Genomic DNA, 17,805 nt, shown 5'->3' with positions numbered 1-17,805 from the left:
ACCGGCTTTTAAGCAAACGCTGAGGAACCAAAATCCGGGGGAATATCCTGTAGCCGTTCCGGGCCGATCGCTTGCAATGCCTCTTTCAGCGAAATATCACCCGTGTACAGGGCACGTCCGATAATGACGCCGGTGACTCCCACAGATTCGAGCGCCAGCAAACTCAACAAATCAGTAATCGAACTCACCCCACCAGAGGCAATAATGGGAATGTCAACTGCATCGGCAATTTCTCGCAAAGCCGGCATATTTGGCCCTTGCATCGTCCCATCCCGGTAAATATCTGTATAGATAATTGCCGCCGCCCCGTGTTGGGCCATTTGCTGAGCTAAATCTGTTGCCAGCACCTCAGACGTTTCCAGCCAGCCTCGCGTGGCCACTTTACCATCACGGGCGTCAATCCCAACAATGATTTGACCTGGGAACTCTTCGCACAACTGCCACACCAACTGCGGTTTTTCTACCGCCACCGTCCCTAAAATCGCTCGATCCACACCCAAAGACAATAGATCGGCAACGGCAGCGTAATCTCGCAAGCCGCCTCCAAGCTGCACCGGCACCGAAACCGTCCGCACAATCTCTGCAATCGCCTGCCGGTTCACCAACGCGCCCGTCTTTGCCCCATCAAGATCCACCAAATGCAACCGCGTCGCACCTTGATCTACCCACTGTTTAGCCACGGCAACAGGGTCTTCATTAAACGTTTGCGATTGTGAATAATCTCCCTGATACAGCCGTACACACCGGCCTTCTAACAAATCGATTGCTGGAATAACATCCATGAGCGATTTCCCCGTTGCTGAACAATCATTAATTCTAGTGAAGAGTTACCTACTACAGGTTTGCTCGATCACTGTCAAGTTCTGCCTCTCAACCTTTTATTTTTAGCAGAATTTTTACAATTATCTTCCCGCAATAAGTACAAATTCTCATTTCTCAACGCACTGAAAAAAAAGCCAAAGCTCAGTAACCTGTTAGAAACTTGAATCGAACCCATCCTTTACAAATTGAGCAGACATGAGTGCATACGGCATAGATGTTTCAGATTTTCAGGAAAACGTCAATTGGCGGGCAGTTGCCAATGATGGCATTTCGTTTGCCTTTATCAAAGCCACTGAAGGCACAACTTTTGTCGCCAGTAGCTTCGCAACCAATTGGGCCGGCGCTAAGGCAGCTGGTTTGCTGCGGGGTGCGTACCACTTCTTTCGCCCCCAAAGCGATGCTCAAGCGCAAGCGCAGCATTTCCTCAAAATCGTCAAAATGCTGCCTGGAGACTTGCCGGCAGTCTTAGATATCGAATCCACCGGCAGTATGAGTGCCAGCGCAATCGCCACACGCATGGCAACATGGTTATCGATAGTCGAGAAAGCAACCGGACGCAGACCGATTATCTACACCTATCCCGGATTCTGGCAACGAATCGGCGATATGCAGCGTTTCTCAGACTATCCCCTGTGGATCGCGCATTACACCAGCGACTCTGCGCCTTGGATCACTGGCGGTTGGGATACCTGGACAATGTGGCAATATACCGACTCTGGGCGGGTGAATGGAGTCTCTGGCGGTGTGGACATCAATCGTTTTCAAAGCTCACGGGAAGGGCAAACCAGCTCAATCGTCAAGCTTTTCCAGCAATGTTTGCAAAAAAAAGGCTTTAATCCTGGAACCGTTAACGGTTATTTTAGTGCCAGTACCAAAAATGCGGTCGTTGCGTTTCAAAGGGCGATGGGACTTGAGGCTGATGGCATCGTAGGGGTTCAAACGTGGACGGCACTGATGGATAATAGTGTGATGCCCAAGCCGGCACCGGCACCCACTCCGATACCAACCCCGGCACCGGCACCCAAACCGACACCCATACCCACTCCAACACCGGCACCTCCTACCCCGTCTCAATATATTATTAGTTTGGTGGATGCCGGTAAATACTATCAAGCCTTACCCAACCAAAATCAAGCCGTTGAGTGGCTACAAAGACAAATTCCTCAAGCCATCCTCAGCGAGTTTTCTAAAAAATGGCGAAACTCAAAATTCCACGTACCCATTCGCCTGCTTGACGTGTTCAAGTTTTATCAAGGTTTGACCAATCAAAATCAAGCACTACAGTGGTTGCAGGGGCGAATCTCTTTAGCCACCTTGCAGGAATTTGCCCAAAAGTGGCGCACTCCTACTACCTCGTCTCAATCAACACTCATCCGTCTGGTTGATGTTTGCTTATACTATCAGCGCCGGCTCAACCAAAATCAGGCGCTTGATTGGCTGCAAGGGCAAATTCCCGCCGCCACCTTACAAGAGTTTGCCCGCCGGTGGCGCAATTCCACCTCCACAGCGCCCATTCGTTTGGTTGATGTGTGCAGGTTTTATCAAGCCAAGCCTAATCAAAATCAGGCACTTAATTGGCTGCAAGGACAAATACCTCAAGCGACACTGATTTATTTTGCTCGCCGGTGGCGCGGATAATCCACAATACTTTGCTAGCCGGTCATTTTCTGGTTGGAGTGAATTGCCGGCACTTTGCCCCAACCAGAAGCTTTTCCGCATTTACCGTTAAAAAAATACGGCACTGATTCCGCCTAAAAAGGCTTTTTTAGCTAACTGTGCCGGTAAGGTTTAATTTTTAAATTCAGATTAAAACTCAAATTCTAGCGATACACAATTCGGTCTTCTCCATCCTTCGCCGTCACATTTTCATAAACCCCTTGATCGCGTTTCACCAGCTTAGACATCCCGACACTTTTGTAATCACTGTCGGATGTTGGGACACTCAGCCTTGGCGCGCTAAGCAGCCGGCGCACAGGAGCATCTTCCGGAGTATTGCCGGTTTCACATTTAGCCAACTTGCACACGTCACCCCAGGTTTTAACTTCCTGGTTCATACTGTGCATAACTTCGACCTTCTGGTTATTGCTAGGACAGAAATAATCGTAGAGAGGCATGGCGAAAAACTTGATTGCAACGAATGAGATTGCTGTTACAAACCAGTATATAGCAACCCTAAATTGTTTGTGAACAGGAAAAACCCTGGTTTTTCTATAAAACCGGCCTTCTCACCTCACGAGGTTTACAAATCCGATAGCAGCCCTATAGGGCAGTTTTTTCAAAATTCAGACTCCGGGCTGATTGCCCCTTCCCCTCCCCACCTGACAAAATAACACCATCTGTAGATTTTTGGAAAATTGGCCGGCATTAGGGGATCAGCAGAGTTGGATGAGGACTCTCTAACCTGTCTTGGAAAAATTTACACGAGGCGATTGCTTTATGGGGTTGGGCACGGCACAAAAGTGGGGGAATAATGATTATTAGATCTTGGATGGTGATTGGCGGCGTTACTTTCTTAGTTGCCCTAGGTAGTAACTTGATTACGCCAAAGGATGTCAAGTGGTTCAAGCATCTACAGCGCCCAAGATGGCTGACTTTTGAGGCGCTGATTCCGGTTATTTGGAGTATCGTCTTTATTTGTGGGGCTTGGTCAGCTTATATTATTTGGGAAAAAGATCCAGGAAGCCAGAAAACTTGGTTGTTGATGGCTTTTTACCTGTTAGTAGAAATTGCGATTGTTTCCTACAATCCCGGAATGTTAAGGCTGCGAAGTCTCAAAGCCGGCACCATTATCGGAGCTACCGGCACCCTTTTAGGTTTACTGTTACTACTAACCGTATGGCCGATTTCGGGATGGGCTGCTGCTTTACTCCTTCCCTATGTAATTTGGAGTCCCATTGGCACTTATACAACTTGGGAAATGATTCGTCTCAATCCTGCGGATCAGTAGGGCTAAAGATTTTCCAGCAATTTGAGTTAAACAACAAAATGTAAAGACTGTCGGGGCAAGACATTCAGGGAATCATTGCTTGGAGTTGGCAAAGATTTTCCTATCTGAATCCTTTTCCCTAAACGAGTTAATAAGCAACTCCCTAATGCCTTTCTTGTCAACGGAGGTAGACGTATCACCCTCAAGTTAACGCAAAAAACCTCCTGGTTTGTTAGCTGTCACTGCATTCCAATCCATCAGGAGGTTTTTAGATTTGATACGTGGCTGAAATTTTTACTTAAGTCGGGAAAAATTATTGCACCTTGTAATTTTCACAAGGGTAACAATCGATTTAAACCCTTTTTTTAAAGGCATCTAGTTGCCACCAGACTGAACCGATTTGCGGGTCTGGTTGCTTTGTTGAGGCCGGCGGTGCCACTTGCCATCGTCACCTTTTTGATAGTCATGTTCTACGGTATTCATTGCAACGCGGCGGGCAGAATCTTCATCCATCCCGTTTGACATAGCACTATTCAAGGCAGCCAGATATATCTGTTGAGAGCCTTCGAGCATTTGATCTTTGAGTTCTGCCGGTAACTCTTTTACTTGCTGTGTATCAGCCATGAAAACACTCCAACTACTATTTAAGTTTCTCAACTATTATCCTAATCAATGAAGCTAGGAAAATCTTCGATCTAAAGGATAAAGATTTTGGCAAAAGTTCTCTATCTAAAGCATGATATAATATGCTCACGTTAAAAATAGATTCTATCTAAGGGATAAATTTCTTAAAAAACTACTCCTTCTAAAGCATGATAACTTAATTAATTTTCTAAGTAGCAACAGAAACAAAACCAAATTAAATCCCCAGAAAATTGCATGAGTGAGGCTCCTTGTTTTATAGCCATTAGTTTGAGCAGCCAAGCGAGTTTATTTATGCTAAAATTCTCAACTTTGTTTTTCAAAAGTAAGTTTAATTAATATGAAAAAAATACTGAAAATCGTAATTTTTTATTGCCTTTTAGTTTCTATAACACCAATTCTTGTAAGCTGTGGCGAGGTTTCTAGCAATCAAAACAGCCAACCTGCTGAAAATAATTCGTTACAACCTGATAAAGATGCCGATGATACCATGCAATTTAAACTAAAGGAGGGAACGAATACCTTTTCAATTAAGCCAGTCGTGGGTGGGGCAAAATTCCTAGATGCGACTGAAAAAGAAATTGCTCAGTTCACGATTGGAACTAACAGCAAACAGTTCAGAATTAACAGCGCTGCCGGCAAAGTATTAGGTTATGCGGCGATCAAAGGTAGCGCCTGGACAATTGAGAACGCCGAGCAAACAAAAGAGCTTTATATTTTAAGCCGGCAGGAAGATGGGAATTATCAGCTTAAAAATGAAGCCGGCAAAGAAATTTATAGAATTAAACTTCGCGACTACGGTTTTGAAATAGAAACCCCGGCCAAACAATCACTTTATAAAGTGAAAATCGAGGAAGATAAAATCGTTCTCATAGATGCATCGGATCAAATCTTTTTATATACAAACTCAGCCTTACCGCCTCTCATGCTTGTTTGCTTTGGCTTTGAGGATTTAAATATTGAACAGCAAGCAGCACTCGCTTATGCAGTCAATCTTTCAGGAGGAAGATAATCTGTGCAAATTCAGCTTTGACACAGATTTTGACCAAGATAACGACTTATCGGCGCACAGTTACGATTGGAGTCGGTTGCCTGATAGGAATCTCAATAATAAACTCTGCACCTCCACCGGGTGAGGAAATACATCTCAACTGACCCCCATGCCTTTCAACAATAATTTGATAGCTAATTGATAACCCTAAACCCGTACCCGATCCAACAGCTTTCGTTGTAAAGAAAGGATCGAAAATTCGCAGACGCACGTCCTCTGGTATTCCTGGCCCGTTATCTGCAATAATGATCGCGATCCGATCTCCCTCTAAGACTTCGGTGCGTAGGCGAATCTGCGGATCTTGAATGATAGATTTTTCCTCAAGGTTTTGGGAACTTCCCCGCGTAGGAAAGAGGGCATCAATCGCATTCGCCAGAATATTCATAAACACCTGATTGAGCTGGCTAGCATAGCACTCCACCGGCGGCAAAGGACCATACTCTTTAATTAGCTTAATTTCAGGATGTTTAGGCTGGGCTTTCAGCCGGTGTTGTAGCAGCAACAAAGTGCTGTCTAAACCTTCGTGGATATCAACAGATTTGCTCTGGGATTCATCTAGACGCGAGAAGTTCCGTAAAGACAGCACGATCTGACGAATACGTTCGGCTCCTATTTTCATAGAAGAGAGCATTTTCGGCAAATCTTCAATAATAAAATCTAAATCAATAGCAACCGCAACTGCTTCAATTACAGGTGCGGGCTTCGGATATACTTGCTGGTAAAGCTGCACGATTTGCAACAGCTTTTGGATATACTCAACCGCAAAATTAAGATTACCCTGAATAAAACTAACCGGATTGTTGATCTCATGGGCAACACCGGCAACCATCTGCCCTAGAGAAGACATTTTCTCACTTTGAATCAGCTGCGCTTGAGTTTGTTGCAGCGCTTTGAGCGCTTGCTCAAGCTGTTGAGCTTGCGCTTGGGCAATTCTAGCCGCTTCCTGGGCTTGAGCGTAGCTTTCGGCTTGGCTAATGGCAATCGCTAGCTGATCACTCACAGCTTGCAGCAGTTCCACTTCATTATCACTCCAAGGCCGGCGCTCACTAAAATGCCCGCAGCTAACCACACCAACGTCACCAGAGCGCGTTTGAATGGGTAAGGCTAAAAAAGCAGTGTAGCCCAAATGCTTGCGAAGATATCGCTCCCAAGGCTCACTCGCCTCCGACATATCATCCACTCGCAACATTTCCAGGTTTAACAGTTGCCTGTTAATCAGAATGTCTGTTTTTTTAGCCGAGTAACAACCGAGAAAGCTGGGCAGATCAGGATTTTTTGCCTCCTTCACTACTTCCCAATGAGAGATATTTTGAATATTTAATTTTGAATTTTCAATGGACCCGTGTAACTCAGAATTCAAAATAAAAAGTTCAGAACTGTTTGGGCGATACCAAATAAATAGACACTGATCAATTTGCAGCAGATTGCGAATTTCGTGAACTGCGGTTCCTAAAATCGTATCTAAATCAAGAGAGTTGCGGATTTGGCTGGCGAGCCGGTTCAGCAGTTTTTCTCGTTGCGCGAGGGTTCTAGAGCGTACTTCCGAGTGCCGCAGCGCTTCTTCGGCCTGTTTACGCTTCGTGATGTCTTGAGAAATGCTCACAGTGCCGATCAGGACGCCATTGACATCGTAGATGGGCGAGTTTGTGGTCATCACCGGGAAAGTTGTGCCGTCCTTACGTTGCAAGGCAAATTCGCCGCTCCAACTTGTACCGGCTCTCAAGCGAGACAGCAGTTCTGCCGCCTCAGTTCGGGAAGCCTCAACGGGTAAGAGTTCTATAAAATTTCGACCGAGGGCTTCTTCTTTTTGCCAACCCTGAAGCGTCTCGGCAAATCGATTCCAATAAGTAATTTTGCCATCTAAATCGGCAGCGATTGCCGCTTGTTCCACTGCATCGAGCAGCAGTGCTTGAAAGTAAACTTGTTCTTCTACCCGCTTGCGCTCGGTGATATCGATGACTAAGGCATCCCAGAGAATATCTCCGTTAGGCTGCAATTCTGGCCGCGCCGCCGTTTGCAACCACTTGCGCTCGCTCGACGGTGTGATCAGCCGGCCCTCCCAATGCCAAGGCTCTAAGGTAGAAGCAGAGACAGCCATCGCCCGGTCTAGGGATGGACGATCATCAGGATGGATCAGGTGATAGGCAAATGTTTGTTGAAATTCTTCGGGTTCTAATTCATAAAGTTCGCGGCAGGCTGGACTCACATATAAGATTGACTGGTAACCATCGGCACTGAGGCGATATTGGTAAATCACTCCCGGCACACTTGCGGCTAGCCTTTGGAACCGGGCTTCGCTTCTGAGCAACAACTCCTCTGCCTGTTTGCGCTCTGTCACGTCCTCATAGGTGCCCAGAATGCCCACCACGCTGCCGCCGGCATCATGGAGTGGAATTTTATTGGTATCCGCCCAAGACTGTTTGCCATCGGCTTGCAGTTGGGTTTCGATGATGTGATATTCCGCTGTGTCGCTTTCCATCACGCGCCGGTCACACTCGCGGAACCAGCCGGCCTCCTCTTTTGTCCAGGGCAAGTCGAAGTCTGTTAGCCCGACAATCTTGTCTGGAGTGGCCACACCGGCAGCCCGTGCAAAGTTCTGATTGCAACCGAGATAAACTGAATTTTTATCTTTCCAGAAAATAAGTTCGGGAATATTGTCAATCACCAGCCGCAGCATTTGTTGAGAGGAACGTACCTGTTCTTGGGAACGCTTGGTAATCGTGATGTTGCGGGCGATCACAATAATTTGGTTGTCGATTAAAGGAATGAGCCGAGCTTCATAGGTTTGTTTTCCTGCCGGCATGGGTAAAGAATACTCAATTTGTATCGGCAGGGGAGAGGTGTCTTCTGGCGAAGCGAATACTTGCGAGATCGCAGAAGCCATCTGAGTTCCCACGCCTGCCGGCAAAACATCTTGCATTCGTTTCCCCAAAAACATTTCTGGCGATAAATATAAATCTTCAGGGTGTCCGGCGTTGTAATCAAGAATGGTGCCATCGGCATAAAGCCGGAAGTACAAATCGGGAACTGCTTTAAAAATCGCTTGCAGCTCAGCCGTCGTTTGGCGCAGTTGTGCCTCTGCCACAGCGCGATCGCAAATTTCTAATGTGAGTCTGTGCTTGCTTGCTGCCAAATCGGATGGCAAAGCCAGTGCTTGAGGAATCAGGGGTAGCATTGCGCCGGCTGTGCATAAAGCAACAACAGCAGTCAAGGCTTTGAGGCTGCCGGCTAGCCAAGACTGCGGGTGCCACAGCGCCCATACTTCCGTCAAATGAGTTGTCCCACTGCTAACGATAAAGGCTCCCAACAGCCAAAAAACCCAGGAAAACCGCAGATCGGAACGCCCACGGACGAAATAGACCAGCATTACTGGAATTGAGTAATAAACCAGCGCCATCAGGGAATCCGACAGGATATGCAGCCACACTAAGGCCGGCTGCCAGAGGTCGCACGTTCCCCACTGAGGCAGGATAGCCCAACCTCGCCCATCAAGAATGAATTGCTGTGAAAAAATATTTCTTAACAATTCTTGCATGGGCTTTCTCTCAGTTCGTTAAATAGTTTTCTCAAACGTTACCTTTCATAAAGGTTATGGTGACGCTTACCCAAAGTATATTTCATTATAATAAAAAGCATTATGCGCTACTTGTTTAAGCCGATTTAAATTGTCAGCGGTGCAAAATATTCTGGATTGGGGTGTTGGCAGACTGTTTCACCTAGCCGAATATAACAATTTTAAGGCACATCAATTAAAGCCCAAAGCCGGCTGTAAGCAAATGCTAAATTTGATGTGGGGATGCTTCTTTGGAAACTCAAGTGATATGGAAATACGCGGTGTTTGGCTGACCAATACGGATAGTAAAGTTTTGCGCTCAAAGAAAAACATTGCGGAAGCGATGAAATTTCTAGCAGAAACGGGATTTAATATGGTTTTTCCCGTTGTTTGGAATAAAGCGCACACCTTGTATCCCAGTCAAGTGATGAGGGAAACTTTTGGAGTGGAAATCGATCCCCTTTACCAAGGGCGTGATCCTTTAGCCGAACTCATTGAAGAGGCAAGCCGGTATAACCTAGCAGTGATTCCTTGGTTTGAATACGGTTTTGCCAGTTCTTACAACTTAGGCGGGGGTCATCTGCTAGCCAAAAAACCCGAATGGGCAGCCCGTGACTATGCCGGCAACCTGTTGAAAAAAAACGGTTTTGAGTGGATGAATGCCCTCGATCCGCAAGTGCAAGATTTTATGCTCAGTTTAGTGCTGGAAGTGGTGAGAAACTACGACATCAACGGGATTCACGGAGATGATCGACTGCCGGCATTTCCCTGTGAAGGGGGATACGATCCGGGCACAATTGAACGCTACTGCCAAACATTTAATCAAAATCCGCCGCAAAACCCAAAAGATCCCCAATGGGTGCAATGGCGTGCTGATATTCTCACCAACTTTTTAGCGCATCTTTATCAAGAGGTGAAAGCCATTAAACCAGATATTCTGGTGTCAATGGCTCCTAATATTTATAAATGGTGTTTAAATGAATATTTGCAAGATTCCAAAGCTTGGCTTGATCAAGAATTAACGGATTTGATTCACCCCCAAGTTTATCGCCGCGACTTTTACAGCTACAAAGATATTATTGACCGGCTGGTGCGTGAGCAATTTACAGCGGATCAGTTATCGAAGGTTTCCCCAGGCATTTTAATTAAGGTGGGTTCATACCGCATTACTCCTGAATACCTTATCCAAGCTATCAATTACAATCGCTCAGTTGGCATTGGAGGGGAAATTTTGTTTTTCTACGAAGGTTTGCGAGAGGATAACGATGCTTTAGCCAAAGCATTGCGAGAAGGACCCTATGCAAAGCCGGCCTCTGAAGACTCTATTCCCGTGCAGCAGCGTCTTGCCGGCATGAATCTGTCTCCCGCGCCAAGCTTTCAAAGTCGCCTTTCAACCAACTTTCAACGATTGCTTACATTCGTTCAAAATCGCTTCAATAGCAAAAGCTAGTTTCTCAAAACTCAAGTTATTTAATCCACCGATAAATTCTGGACTGTAGTTTAATTTCTGTTAAATATGCCAGCCCGATCAGCACAACAAATTTTAAACTGTATTCCAGCCAATAATTAGGGATGTACGGTCGGAGGTGCCACTGCACTAAAATTGGATAATGGAAAATATAAAGTGCGTAAGAAATAGGAGAGATTTTTGCAAAGACTCCTAACAATTTATCAAACATAAACAATTTGTTTATATACCAAATCCAGCCAAGAAACATTAATAATAAAGCCGCAAGAAAATGACGTAATACTAAAAATGGATAATAACCGAATCTAAGTTCTTCTGCCCCTTGCAATGGAAGTGTAGCCAAAAGTGACATTAAAATCAACGAAATAAATATAGGTTGTAGATGATTGTACGTGAATCTTTTATAAGTTGTGAAGATGGTAGCCGCTTCCACTCCCGACCACCAAAGAATAAAATAAGCAGAAATTAAACATAAATGGTTGGGGTGAATCATAAAAATTACGTAAGAAATTGCCGAAAGTGTTAAAACCAAATAAATTCTATTTTTGTTTTTAGGTAAAACTGTATAAGCTATAAAAAACATCATGTAAAACCACCATTCATAGGATAAAGACCATAATGGAAGATTACCCAAAAAAGGGTCAACCAAATTTCCTGGCTTTACCCGGCCAAAATCTTGGAGAAATAATAAATTTCCGATTAATTCTCTCTCAGAAAATCTTTGTGCTAAATTACCATTAAAAGCTGAAATAAAAATAGAAATAATTAAAGAAATGAGCAATATAAAATAAATTCTTTTAAATCTTTTAATAAAAAATCCTTTGAAATTGATATGTGGATTTTTATAAAATGAAATGTAAATCACAAATCCGCTTAATAAAAAAAATAAAATCACCGCTTCTTGGCCGGCAGCAAAAAATATTTTAAATTTTGGCGAAATTAAGTTAAGGCCAACTAACCCGTAAACAAGATTATGAAGCAGGACATATAACGATGCAATTCCTCGCAGCGCGTCTAGTTTTTGGAAATATAATTGTTTATTCATTTTTTCAGAATTTAAAGAAGTTAGAGAATTAAGCATCTTCCTCGGAAAATTTTAAAATAGCCTACTTGAATTTATTTTAATAAATAGCATAGCCGATAGTTTGAGCGAACACTGAGTTATCGCAATTCCTTTGTCTATCTGTCTGAAGCAAACATTTTTTTGTTGGAAATTTTAAATGGCGTCGCCAAGTGAAGCCGGCAAAAACGAACTCAGGCATTCAGTAAACCGCGCCGGCACAACCCAAAGAGGCGCGGCTTAGCGGTTTCCGGCTTGTGTCTGGGCAGCAAAACGAGTAACAATGGGTGCGCCCACAGAACCAGGGAGTTAAGTAGATACAATAATCATTGTGTCAGATCGTGGGAGTAGAAGCAGTGCTTAAAGATCAGCGACAGGTAGAAGAAGTGATTGAAACACTCAAAAAAGACTTACCAACGCTTTTTGAGAAAGATATTTCTTACGATATCTATACAAATGATATTTTATTTAAAGATCCAGTTAACACTTTTAAATGGAAATTCAACTATCGGATTATATTTTGGACATTGCGATTTCACAGCCGGCTATTTTTTACAAAAATCTACTTCGATCTTCATGAAGTTGATTGGGTAACCGAGGAGACCATTCTGGCAAAGTGGACAGTCCGCGGCGTGTTGAGAGTTCCCTGGAAAGCTCGCGTATTTTTCAACGGTTACTCGACTTACAAACTCAACAAAGATGCCCTGATCTACGAACACATCGACACATGGGATCGTGAACCCAAAGAAATTTTAAAACAGTTCATGCAACCGGGAAAAGATGGAGAAGACTCAAGCAACTGATAGAACGCTTTTAATTCGCTTTCTAGAACACAAACGTTAAGCCGACACGATTAGACTCCCGAAAATAAAACCGGCTTTTTAGAATGTTGGTGAATGGGAATTTCTATGACAAACTCCGCGCCTTTGCCTGGGGACGAAATACACTTCAACTGACCCGCGTGTTTCTCAATGATAATCTGATAGCTGATCGACAATCCCAATCCTGTGCCTTTGCCAACAGGTTTAGTCGTAAAGAACGGATCGAACAGACGTCGGCGCACATCCTCACTCATGCCGATGCCGGTGTCAGCAATGCGAATGATCACAAACTGGGGATCTAGATTTGGGGATTGGTGATGATGGATTGAAGATTCCTGTTCCTCCTCGCCAAACCCCACTGAAGTATGAATCGTAATGATTCGTGGGGAAGTCACATTTTCTAAAGCATCAATTGCATTGCTAAGGAGATTCATAAACACTTGATTCAACTGGCCGGCATGGCACTCCACTAAAGGCAATTCACCATATTCTTTGATCACCTGAATTTCAGAATTTTTAACCCCAGCCTTAAGTCGGTGTTGCAAAATTAGCAGCGTACTGTCGAGACCTTCATGAATGTTCACCGGCTTCATTTCTGCTTCATCCAGTCGCGAGAAGTTTCGCAATGACAGGACAATTGAGCGAATACGCTCAGTTCCTACAGACATCGAAGAAAGCATTTTTGGAAGGTCTTCTATAAGGAAATCCAGATCCACAGCTTCTGTTTTGGCTTGAATTTGTGGCAATGGCTCGGGATAGTGTAACTGGTAAAGATGCAGCAATTCCAACAAGCTTAGGGTGTACTCACTGGCGTACATTAGATTACCGTGAATAAAATTAATAGGATTGTTAATTTCGTGAGCGACACCCGCCACCATTTGTCCTAGAGAAGACATTTTTTCACTCTGAACCAATTGGCTTTGGGTCTGTTGCAGTTTGTAGAAAGCTTGTTCAAGCTGATTGGTTTGCTTCCTCAACCGCGCTTCACGTTCCCGCAACGCAGATTCTGCCTGCTTGCGTTCGGTGATGTCAGTAATCATTTTTAAAACACCGGCATAGTTTCCCGCTCGATCAAAGATGGGATTCGTAGACACAATTGCCCACAGATGAGAGCCATCTTTACGATAGAACTTAAAATCATGCTGTTCTTTAATTCCTTGCCGGCGGCGCTCCATATTCTCCAGCGAGATTGCTTTACCTTCCTCATCCATAAACGCAAATAAAGGCTGACCTATCATCTCCTCCGGCGTACTGCCAAGCATTTGAGCGACTTGCTGATTGGCAAAATTTGTATTGCCCTCCGCATCCAAAACCCAAATTCCCTCTGTGGCGGTTTCAACAATGCGGCGATACTGCGCTTCACTTTCCCGCAGTGCCTCTTCAGCCTGCCGCTGCTCAGTAATGTTATCGATTATTGCCACAATAAATTGAGGTTGCCCGCTTTGATCTCTGATTAGAGAAACCGTTACATGAACCCAGATAATCAAACCATTCTTGCAGATATAGCGCTTTTCTCGCCGGTGACCATCCCTTTTTCCTGCTCGCATTTCTTGAAAAAGTTCTAGATCGATTGTGACATCGTCCGGATGGATAAGCTTGCTGAAAATCATCCCGCGAAGTTCTTCGCTGCTATATCCCATGAGTTCTTGCAAGGCTAAATTGCTTTCCACAATTCGCCCGTCCAAATCACCGAATATGATACCAACCGCTGTCCACTCAAAAACCGCTCGGAATTGCGCTTCATTTTTGCGTAACGCTTCGTCTGCTTGCTTGTGTTCAACCATCTCCTGTTGCAGTAGCGCGTTAGCTGCTTGTAATTCGGCAGTCCATTCTGCAACGTGTTTCTCGAATTCCTTGTGGGCTTGTCGTAGTGCTTCCTCCACCCGCTTGCGCTCGAGAATTTCATTTTCTAGCCTGTGGTTAGTTGCTTCCAGTTGGGCTGGGCTGGGGAGCGCTAACGCTTGAGGGATCAGCGGTGTCAGTGTTAAAGCTGTATATACAGAAACCCCAGCAGTAAAGGCTTTCAGGAACCCCGAAAGCCAGTAATTTGGATGCCAAAGGGTCCAAATTTCCAAAATATGTGTGCTGCCGCAGGCGATGATAAATGTTCCAAACAACAAAAAGATGCCGTAAAATGGCACGTCTCGCCTTTTGGCAACGAAATAGACCAGCATTATTGGAATTGAATAATAAGCTAGTGCTATCAATGAGTCGGAGACTATATGCAACCCTACCAAACTTGGCTTCCATAGGTAGCAGTGGCCATGTGGAATAAAACTTCCAGAAAAAAAGTTTGGCAAAAGTCCTAGCATTATATGTCCGTAATAATTGTGACTATTCCTCTAGTTATAGAAATATTTTATCGAGAAATCTTTATAGAGGTGTTGAATTTTATGAAGTCGGCCAGGGCAAAGCTAGGCTCTAGAGCCTTAAAGCATCTAAATTGTGATTGTTTTTACAAAAACCTCAGAACAATTACAGACATTGGCTCTATGTAAATTCTCTGAAATTAGATGGCTGAACTGTCAAAGTGAATTGACTTGGAACGCAGCGCCTTGCCAGTGTGTAAACATAGGGAATGATGACCCGAAAAAATAGGATAGCAGAAAGCCTGCTTTTGTCCTCTTACTTTCGGTAGATAAAGAGTAGAGACACTACAGGAGTAAGAAAAGGGGATCAGCGCCGGCTTGAATATCGAGAAGCCGATTTGGCTTAGAAGGTATGTCAAAAATAATAACTGTGGTAGATCAAGAGGAACGCGCGTAATCACATTTGTCGGCGGATATCAGCTAATTCTCATATACCCCTAACTTTTAAGGCTGAGAACGCTAGAATTTGTGTGTAATTTCCCTTAGATTTTCCGTAATTTTACTGTTAGAGATGTTGCGGAATCCCGAAAAAAACAAGACTAGCGCTTCTGCTGATGACCTTTGCCGGCAAACACGGCAGACTATTAAATATAGACGAATTACAGGACTAACTACAGGAGGTCTATCAAATGGGTATCACCTACGGCTTTAGCTCTCATCTGTCTCAACTCGATCCCTCCCCAGGCACGCTAGAAGATTTATTCGGTCAAGTTCTCCTTTCCGGGTTCCTGACTAGCTCTGATCGCCAGCATCTAAAAGCTGTACTGTTAGAAGATAAAATCAGCGATGAACATCAAGTGATCATCAATCGGCTGATTTATGGAGTGCGTCGCGGTTTCTTAAAAGTTGCCAGTTAAAACATAAACTTATCTGGGCTTCAAACTTTTCTTCGACGGATTAGGAACTCTCTAGTCCCGTAATTCGAGTTTCATTTTACTTAGTTTTATAAGTAAAGATATTTGCGCTATATATTAAAATATTATTTACCAATAATCCCACTTAATCAAATTGGACTGAACTGAGAGGTTCTATAGCAATCCTAAATCGGTTGTTAGAGATCTAGCTGGCAAGATGTCGGCATCGCAAGCTTTTCAGCCGGATGAGCATTGAAAAATCACAGAAGCGCGGGCAATTAACGCAACCGTAGCGTGTGTGATGAACTTGCATGAGTTGCAGCTATAGAAAAAACCGTAGGATTCGCGCAAAACCATAAATTGATTGATGTGAAGATCGACAGCTTGCTACATTAGATAGACACGACGTAAGCCTGCGTTGCATCTAGCATCATGAACTCCACCCTCGAACAGCTCAAAACCCGCTTCAACCAAGCCTTCATCGCCGCCTTTGGGGACGAAATGGCCGGCACAGACGCCATGCTTGTCCCTGCCAGCAATCCGAAATTTGGCGACTATCAATCGAATGCGGCGATGTCCCTGGCAAAGAAATTGGGGCAAAAGCCGCGTGAGATCGCAGACAAACTCGTTCAAAATTTGCAAATCGCCGACTTTTGCGAACCGCCAGAAGTTGCCGGTCCTGGTTTTATCAATCTCACCCTCAAGCCGGCTTATCTGGAAACCCAGTTGATGGCAATTCAGGGAGATAGCCGGCTGGGAATTCCCAAGGCGAAAACACCCCTGCGCGTGGTGGTGGATTTTTCTAGTCCCAATATTGCCAAAGAAATGCACGTCGGGCATTTGCGTTCCACCATTATCGGTGATTGCATCGCCCGAATTTTAGAATTTAAAGGTCATGATGTTCTGCGGCTGAATCATGTCGGGGATTGGGGGACTCAATTTGGAATGCTGATCGCGTACCTGCGGGAAGTTTCTCCAGAGGCGCTGACAACGGCAAATGCTCTCGATTTAGGCGATCTAGTTGCTTTTTATAAGAAAGCAAAACAGCGGTTTGATAGCGATGAAGCCTTTAAAGAAATCGCCAAACAAGAAGTGGTGAAACTGCAAGCCGGTGCCGAAGATACCCGCCACGCTTGGCAGCTTTTATGTGAGCAATCGCGGCGTGAATTTCAAGTAATTTATGACTTGCTAGATATCTGTTTAACGGAACGGGGCGAATCGTTCTATAATCCCTTGCTGCCGGCAGTCGTGGAAGATTTAGAGAAGTCAGGATTGCTGGTGGAAGATGCCGGGGCAAAATGTGTTTTCTTAGAAGGATTTAAGAACACAGAAGGCAATCCTTTACCCTTAATTGTCAAAAAATCCGATGGCGGCTATAACTACGCCACAACCGATTTAGCAGCCCTGCGCTACCGGATTCAACAAGATGAGGCAGATCGGCTCATATATATTACCGATGCCGGCCAATCTAACCACTTCGCTCAATTCTTTCAAGTTGCTAGACGTGCCGATTGGATTCCAGATAATGTTGAAATTGTTCATGTTCCCTTTGGATTAGTATTAGGAGAAGATGGCAAAAAATTAAAAACTCGTTCTGGGGAAACCGTGCGGCTGCGGGATTTATTAGATGAAGCAGTAATTCGCGCCCGTGCAGATTTAGAAACCCGAATCAAAGAAGAAGAACGCGAGGAAACTGAAGAATTTATTGCCAATGTCGCCCAAATCGTGGGATTAAGTGCCGTTAAGTATGCCGATTTGAGTCAAAATCGCACCAGCAACTACATTTTTAGCTATGACAAAATGCTGACGTTACAGGGCAATACTGCCCCTTATATGCTCTATGCTTATGTCCGAGTGCAAGGGATTAGCCGCAAGGGTAATATTGATTTTGACAATTTAGGTGCCGGTGGAAAAATTCTGTTGCAAGAAGAAACAGAACTAGCCTTAGCGAAGCATTTACTTCAACTGGACGAAGTTATCAGTATCGTAGAAGTTGATTTACTGCCAAACCGGCTGTGTCAATATCTTTTTGAACTTAGCCAAAAATTCAATCAATTTTATGATCGGTGTTCTGTCTTGCAAGCAGAAGAACCGCAGCGAACTTCTCGCTTAATGCTGTGCGATTTGACAGCTTACACGCTAAAAATGGGATTGTACTTGCTAGGAATTCGAGTATTAGATCGGATGTGATTCCCCGTTATCATGCTAAGTTTGACAAGCCAAAAAACTCAAAACCTGA

The 17,805-nt window shown here is 44.4% G+C and carries 13 protein-coding genes and 1 pseudogene; 7 read left to right on the top strand and 7 right to left on the bottom strand.

Annotation, left to right across the window (positions count from 1 at the left end):
- Positions 1 to 8: 8 nt before the first annotated feature.
- Entirely contained in the window at positions 9 to 782 is a 774-nt protein-coding gene (gene hisA, locus H6F56_RS17895; RefSeq protein WP_190670851.1) for a 1-(5-phosphoribosyl)-5-[(5-phosphoribosylamino)methylideneamino]imidazole-4-carboxamide isomerase, read from the bottom strand.
- Between the two features lie 235 nt (positions 783 to 1,017).
- Between hisA and H6F56_RS17890 the strand changes: the two genes are divergently transcribed.
- Entirely contained in the window at positions 1,018 to 2,460 is a 1,443-nt protein-coding gene (locus H6F56_RS17890) for a GH25 family lysozyme (RefSeq protein ID WP_190670848.1), read from the top strand.
- 182 nt (positions 2,461 to 2,642) lie between these two features.
- Here the strand turns inward: H6F56_RS17890 and H6F56_RS17885 are convergent, their stop codons facing one another.
- Positions 2,643 to 2,936: a zinc ribbon domain-containing protein gene (locus tag H6F56_RS17885; protein WP_190670846.1), complete on the bottom strand. Its 294-nt coding sequence runs from the start codon at positions 2,934 to 2,936 to the stop codon at positions 2,643 to 2,645.
- Positions 2,937 to 3,295: 359 nt separating this feature from the next.
- On the opposite strand from H6F56_RS17885, the gene H6F56_RS17880 reads away from it, so the two are divergent.
- Positions 3,296 to 3,769 carry a TspO/MBR family protein gene (locus H6F56_RS17880; RefSeq protein ID WP_190671187.1) on the top strand — a complete coding sequence of 158 codons (474 nt, stop codon included), beginning with the start codon at positions 3,296 to 3,298 and terminating at the stop codon, positions 3,767 to 3,769.
- 354 nt (positions 3,770 to 4,123) lie between these two features.
- On the opposite strand, the gene H6F56_RS17875 is transcribed toward H6F56_RS17880, so the two are convergent.
- Complete coding sequence (locus tag H6F56_RS17875) at positions 4,124 to 4,372, bottom strand: ChaB family protein (RefSeq protein WP_190670845.1); 249 nt, start codon at positions 4,370 to 4,372, stop codon at positions 4,124 to 4,126.
- Between the two features lie 358 nt (positions 4,373 to 4,730).
- Between H6F56_RS17875 and H6F56_RS17870 the strand changes: the two genes are divergently transcribed.
- Positions 4,731 to 5,402: a hypothetical protein gene (locus tag H6F56_RS17870; protein ID WP_190670843.1), complete on the top strand. Its 672-nt coding sequence runs from the start codon at positions 4,731 to 4,733 to the stop codon at positions 5,400 to 5,402.
- A 46-nt stretch (positions 5,403 to 5,448) separates the two neighbouring features.
- Here the strand turns inward: H6F56_RS17870 and H6F56_RS17865 are convergent, their stop codons facing one another.
- Positions 5,449 to 8,976 (bottom strand): PAS domain S-box protein, encoded by a 3,528-nt coding sequence (locus H6F56_RS17865; protein ID WP_190670841.1) that lies wholly within the window; start codon positions 8,974 to 8,976, stop codon positions 5,449 to 5,451.
- Positions 8,977 to 9,262: 286 nt separating this feature from the next.
- On the opposite strand from H6F56_RS17865, the gene H6F56_RS17860 reads away from it, so the two are divergent.
- Positions 9,263 to 10,444 carry a glycoside hydrolase family 10 protein gene (locus H6F56_RS17860; RefSeq protein WP_190671186.1) on the top strand — a complete coding sequence of 394 codons (1,182 nt, stop codon included), beginning with the start codon at positions 9,263 to 9,265 and terminating at the stop codon, positions 10,442 to 10,444.
- A gap of 16 nt (positions 10,445 to 10,460) precedes the next feature.
- Here H6F56_RS17860 and H6F56_RS17855 read toward each other — a convergent pair whose 3' ends face one another.
- Positions 10,461 to 11,507 carry an acyltransferase family protein gene (locus H6F56_RS17855; RefSeq protein WP_190670839.1) on the bottom strand — a complete coding sequence of 349 codons (1,047 nt, stop codon included), beginning with the start codon at positions 11,505 to 11,507 and terminating at the stop codon, positions 10,461 to 10,463.
- A gap of 371 nt (positions 11,508 to 11,878) precedes the next feature.
- Between H6F56_RS17855 and H6F56_RS17850 the strand changes: the two genes are divergently transcribed.
- Positions 11,879 to 12,325 (top strand): DUF2358 domain-containing protein, encoded by a 447-nt coding sequence (locus H6F56_RS17850; RefSeq protein ID WP_190670836.1) that lies wholly within the window; start codon positions 11,879 to 11,881, stop codon positions 12,323 to 12,325.
- A 50-nt stretch (positions 12,326 to 12,375) separates the two neighbouring features.
- Here the strand turns inward: H6F56_RS17850 and H6F56_RS27370 are convergent, their stop codons facing one another.
- Together H6F56_RS27370 and H6F56_RS27365 are read right to left on the bottom strand one after the other, a co-directional pair.
- Positions 12,376 to 13,716 carry a sensor histidine kinase gene (locus H6F56_RS27370; RefSeq protein ID WP_416360999.1) on the bottom strand — a complete coding sequence of 447 codons (1,341 nt, stop codon included), beginning with the start codon at positions 13,714 to 13,716 and terminating at the stop codon, positions 12,376 to 12,378.
- Positions 13,717 to 13,725: 9 nt separating this feature from the next.
- Positions 13,726 to 14,127, bottom strand: a pseudogene (locus tag H6F56_RS27365) (PAS domain S-box protein); the annotation flags it as partial.
- Positions 14,128 to 15,341: 1,214 nt separating this feature from the next.
- On the opposite strand from H6F56_RS27365, the gene H6F56_RS17840 reads away from it, so the two are divergent.
- Positions 15,342 to 15,569, top strand: coding sequence for a hypothetical protein (locus tag H6F56_RS17840; protein ID WP_190670833.1), 228 nt, complete (start codon positions 15,342 to 15,344; stop codon positions 15,567 to 15,569).
- 429 nt (positions 15,570 to 15,998) lie between these two features.
- Positions 15,999 to 17,756, top strand: coding sequence for an arginine--tRNA ligase (gene argS / locus H6F56_RS17835; protein WP_190670831.1), 1,758 nt, complete (start codon positions 15,999 to 16,001; stop codon positions 17,754 to 17,756).
- Positions 17,757 to 17,805: the final 49 nt, after the last annotated feature.

Source organism: Microcoleus sp. FACHB-672, assembly GCF_014695725.1.
Classification (GTDB): Bacteria; Cyanobacteriota; Cyanobacteriia; order Cyanobacteriales; family Oscillatoriaceae; genus FACHB-68.
This window is presented reverse-complemented; position numbering and strand designations above follow the sequence as displayed.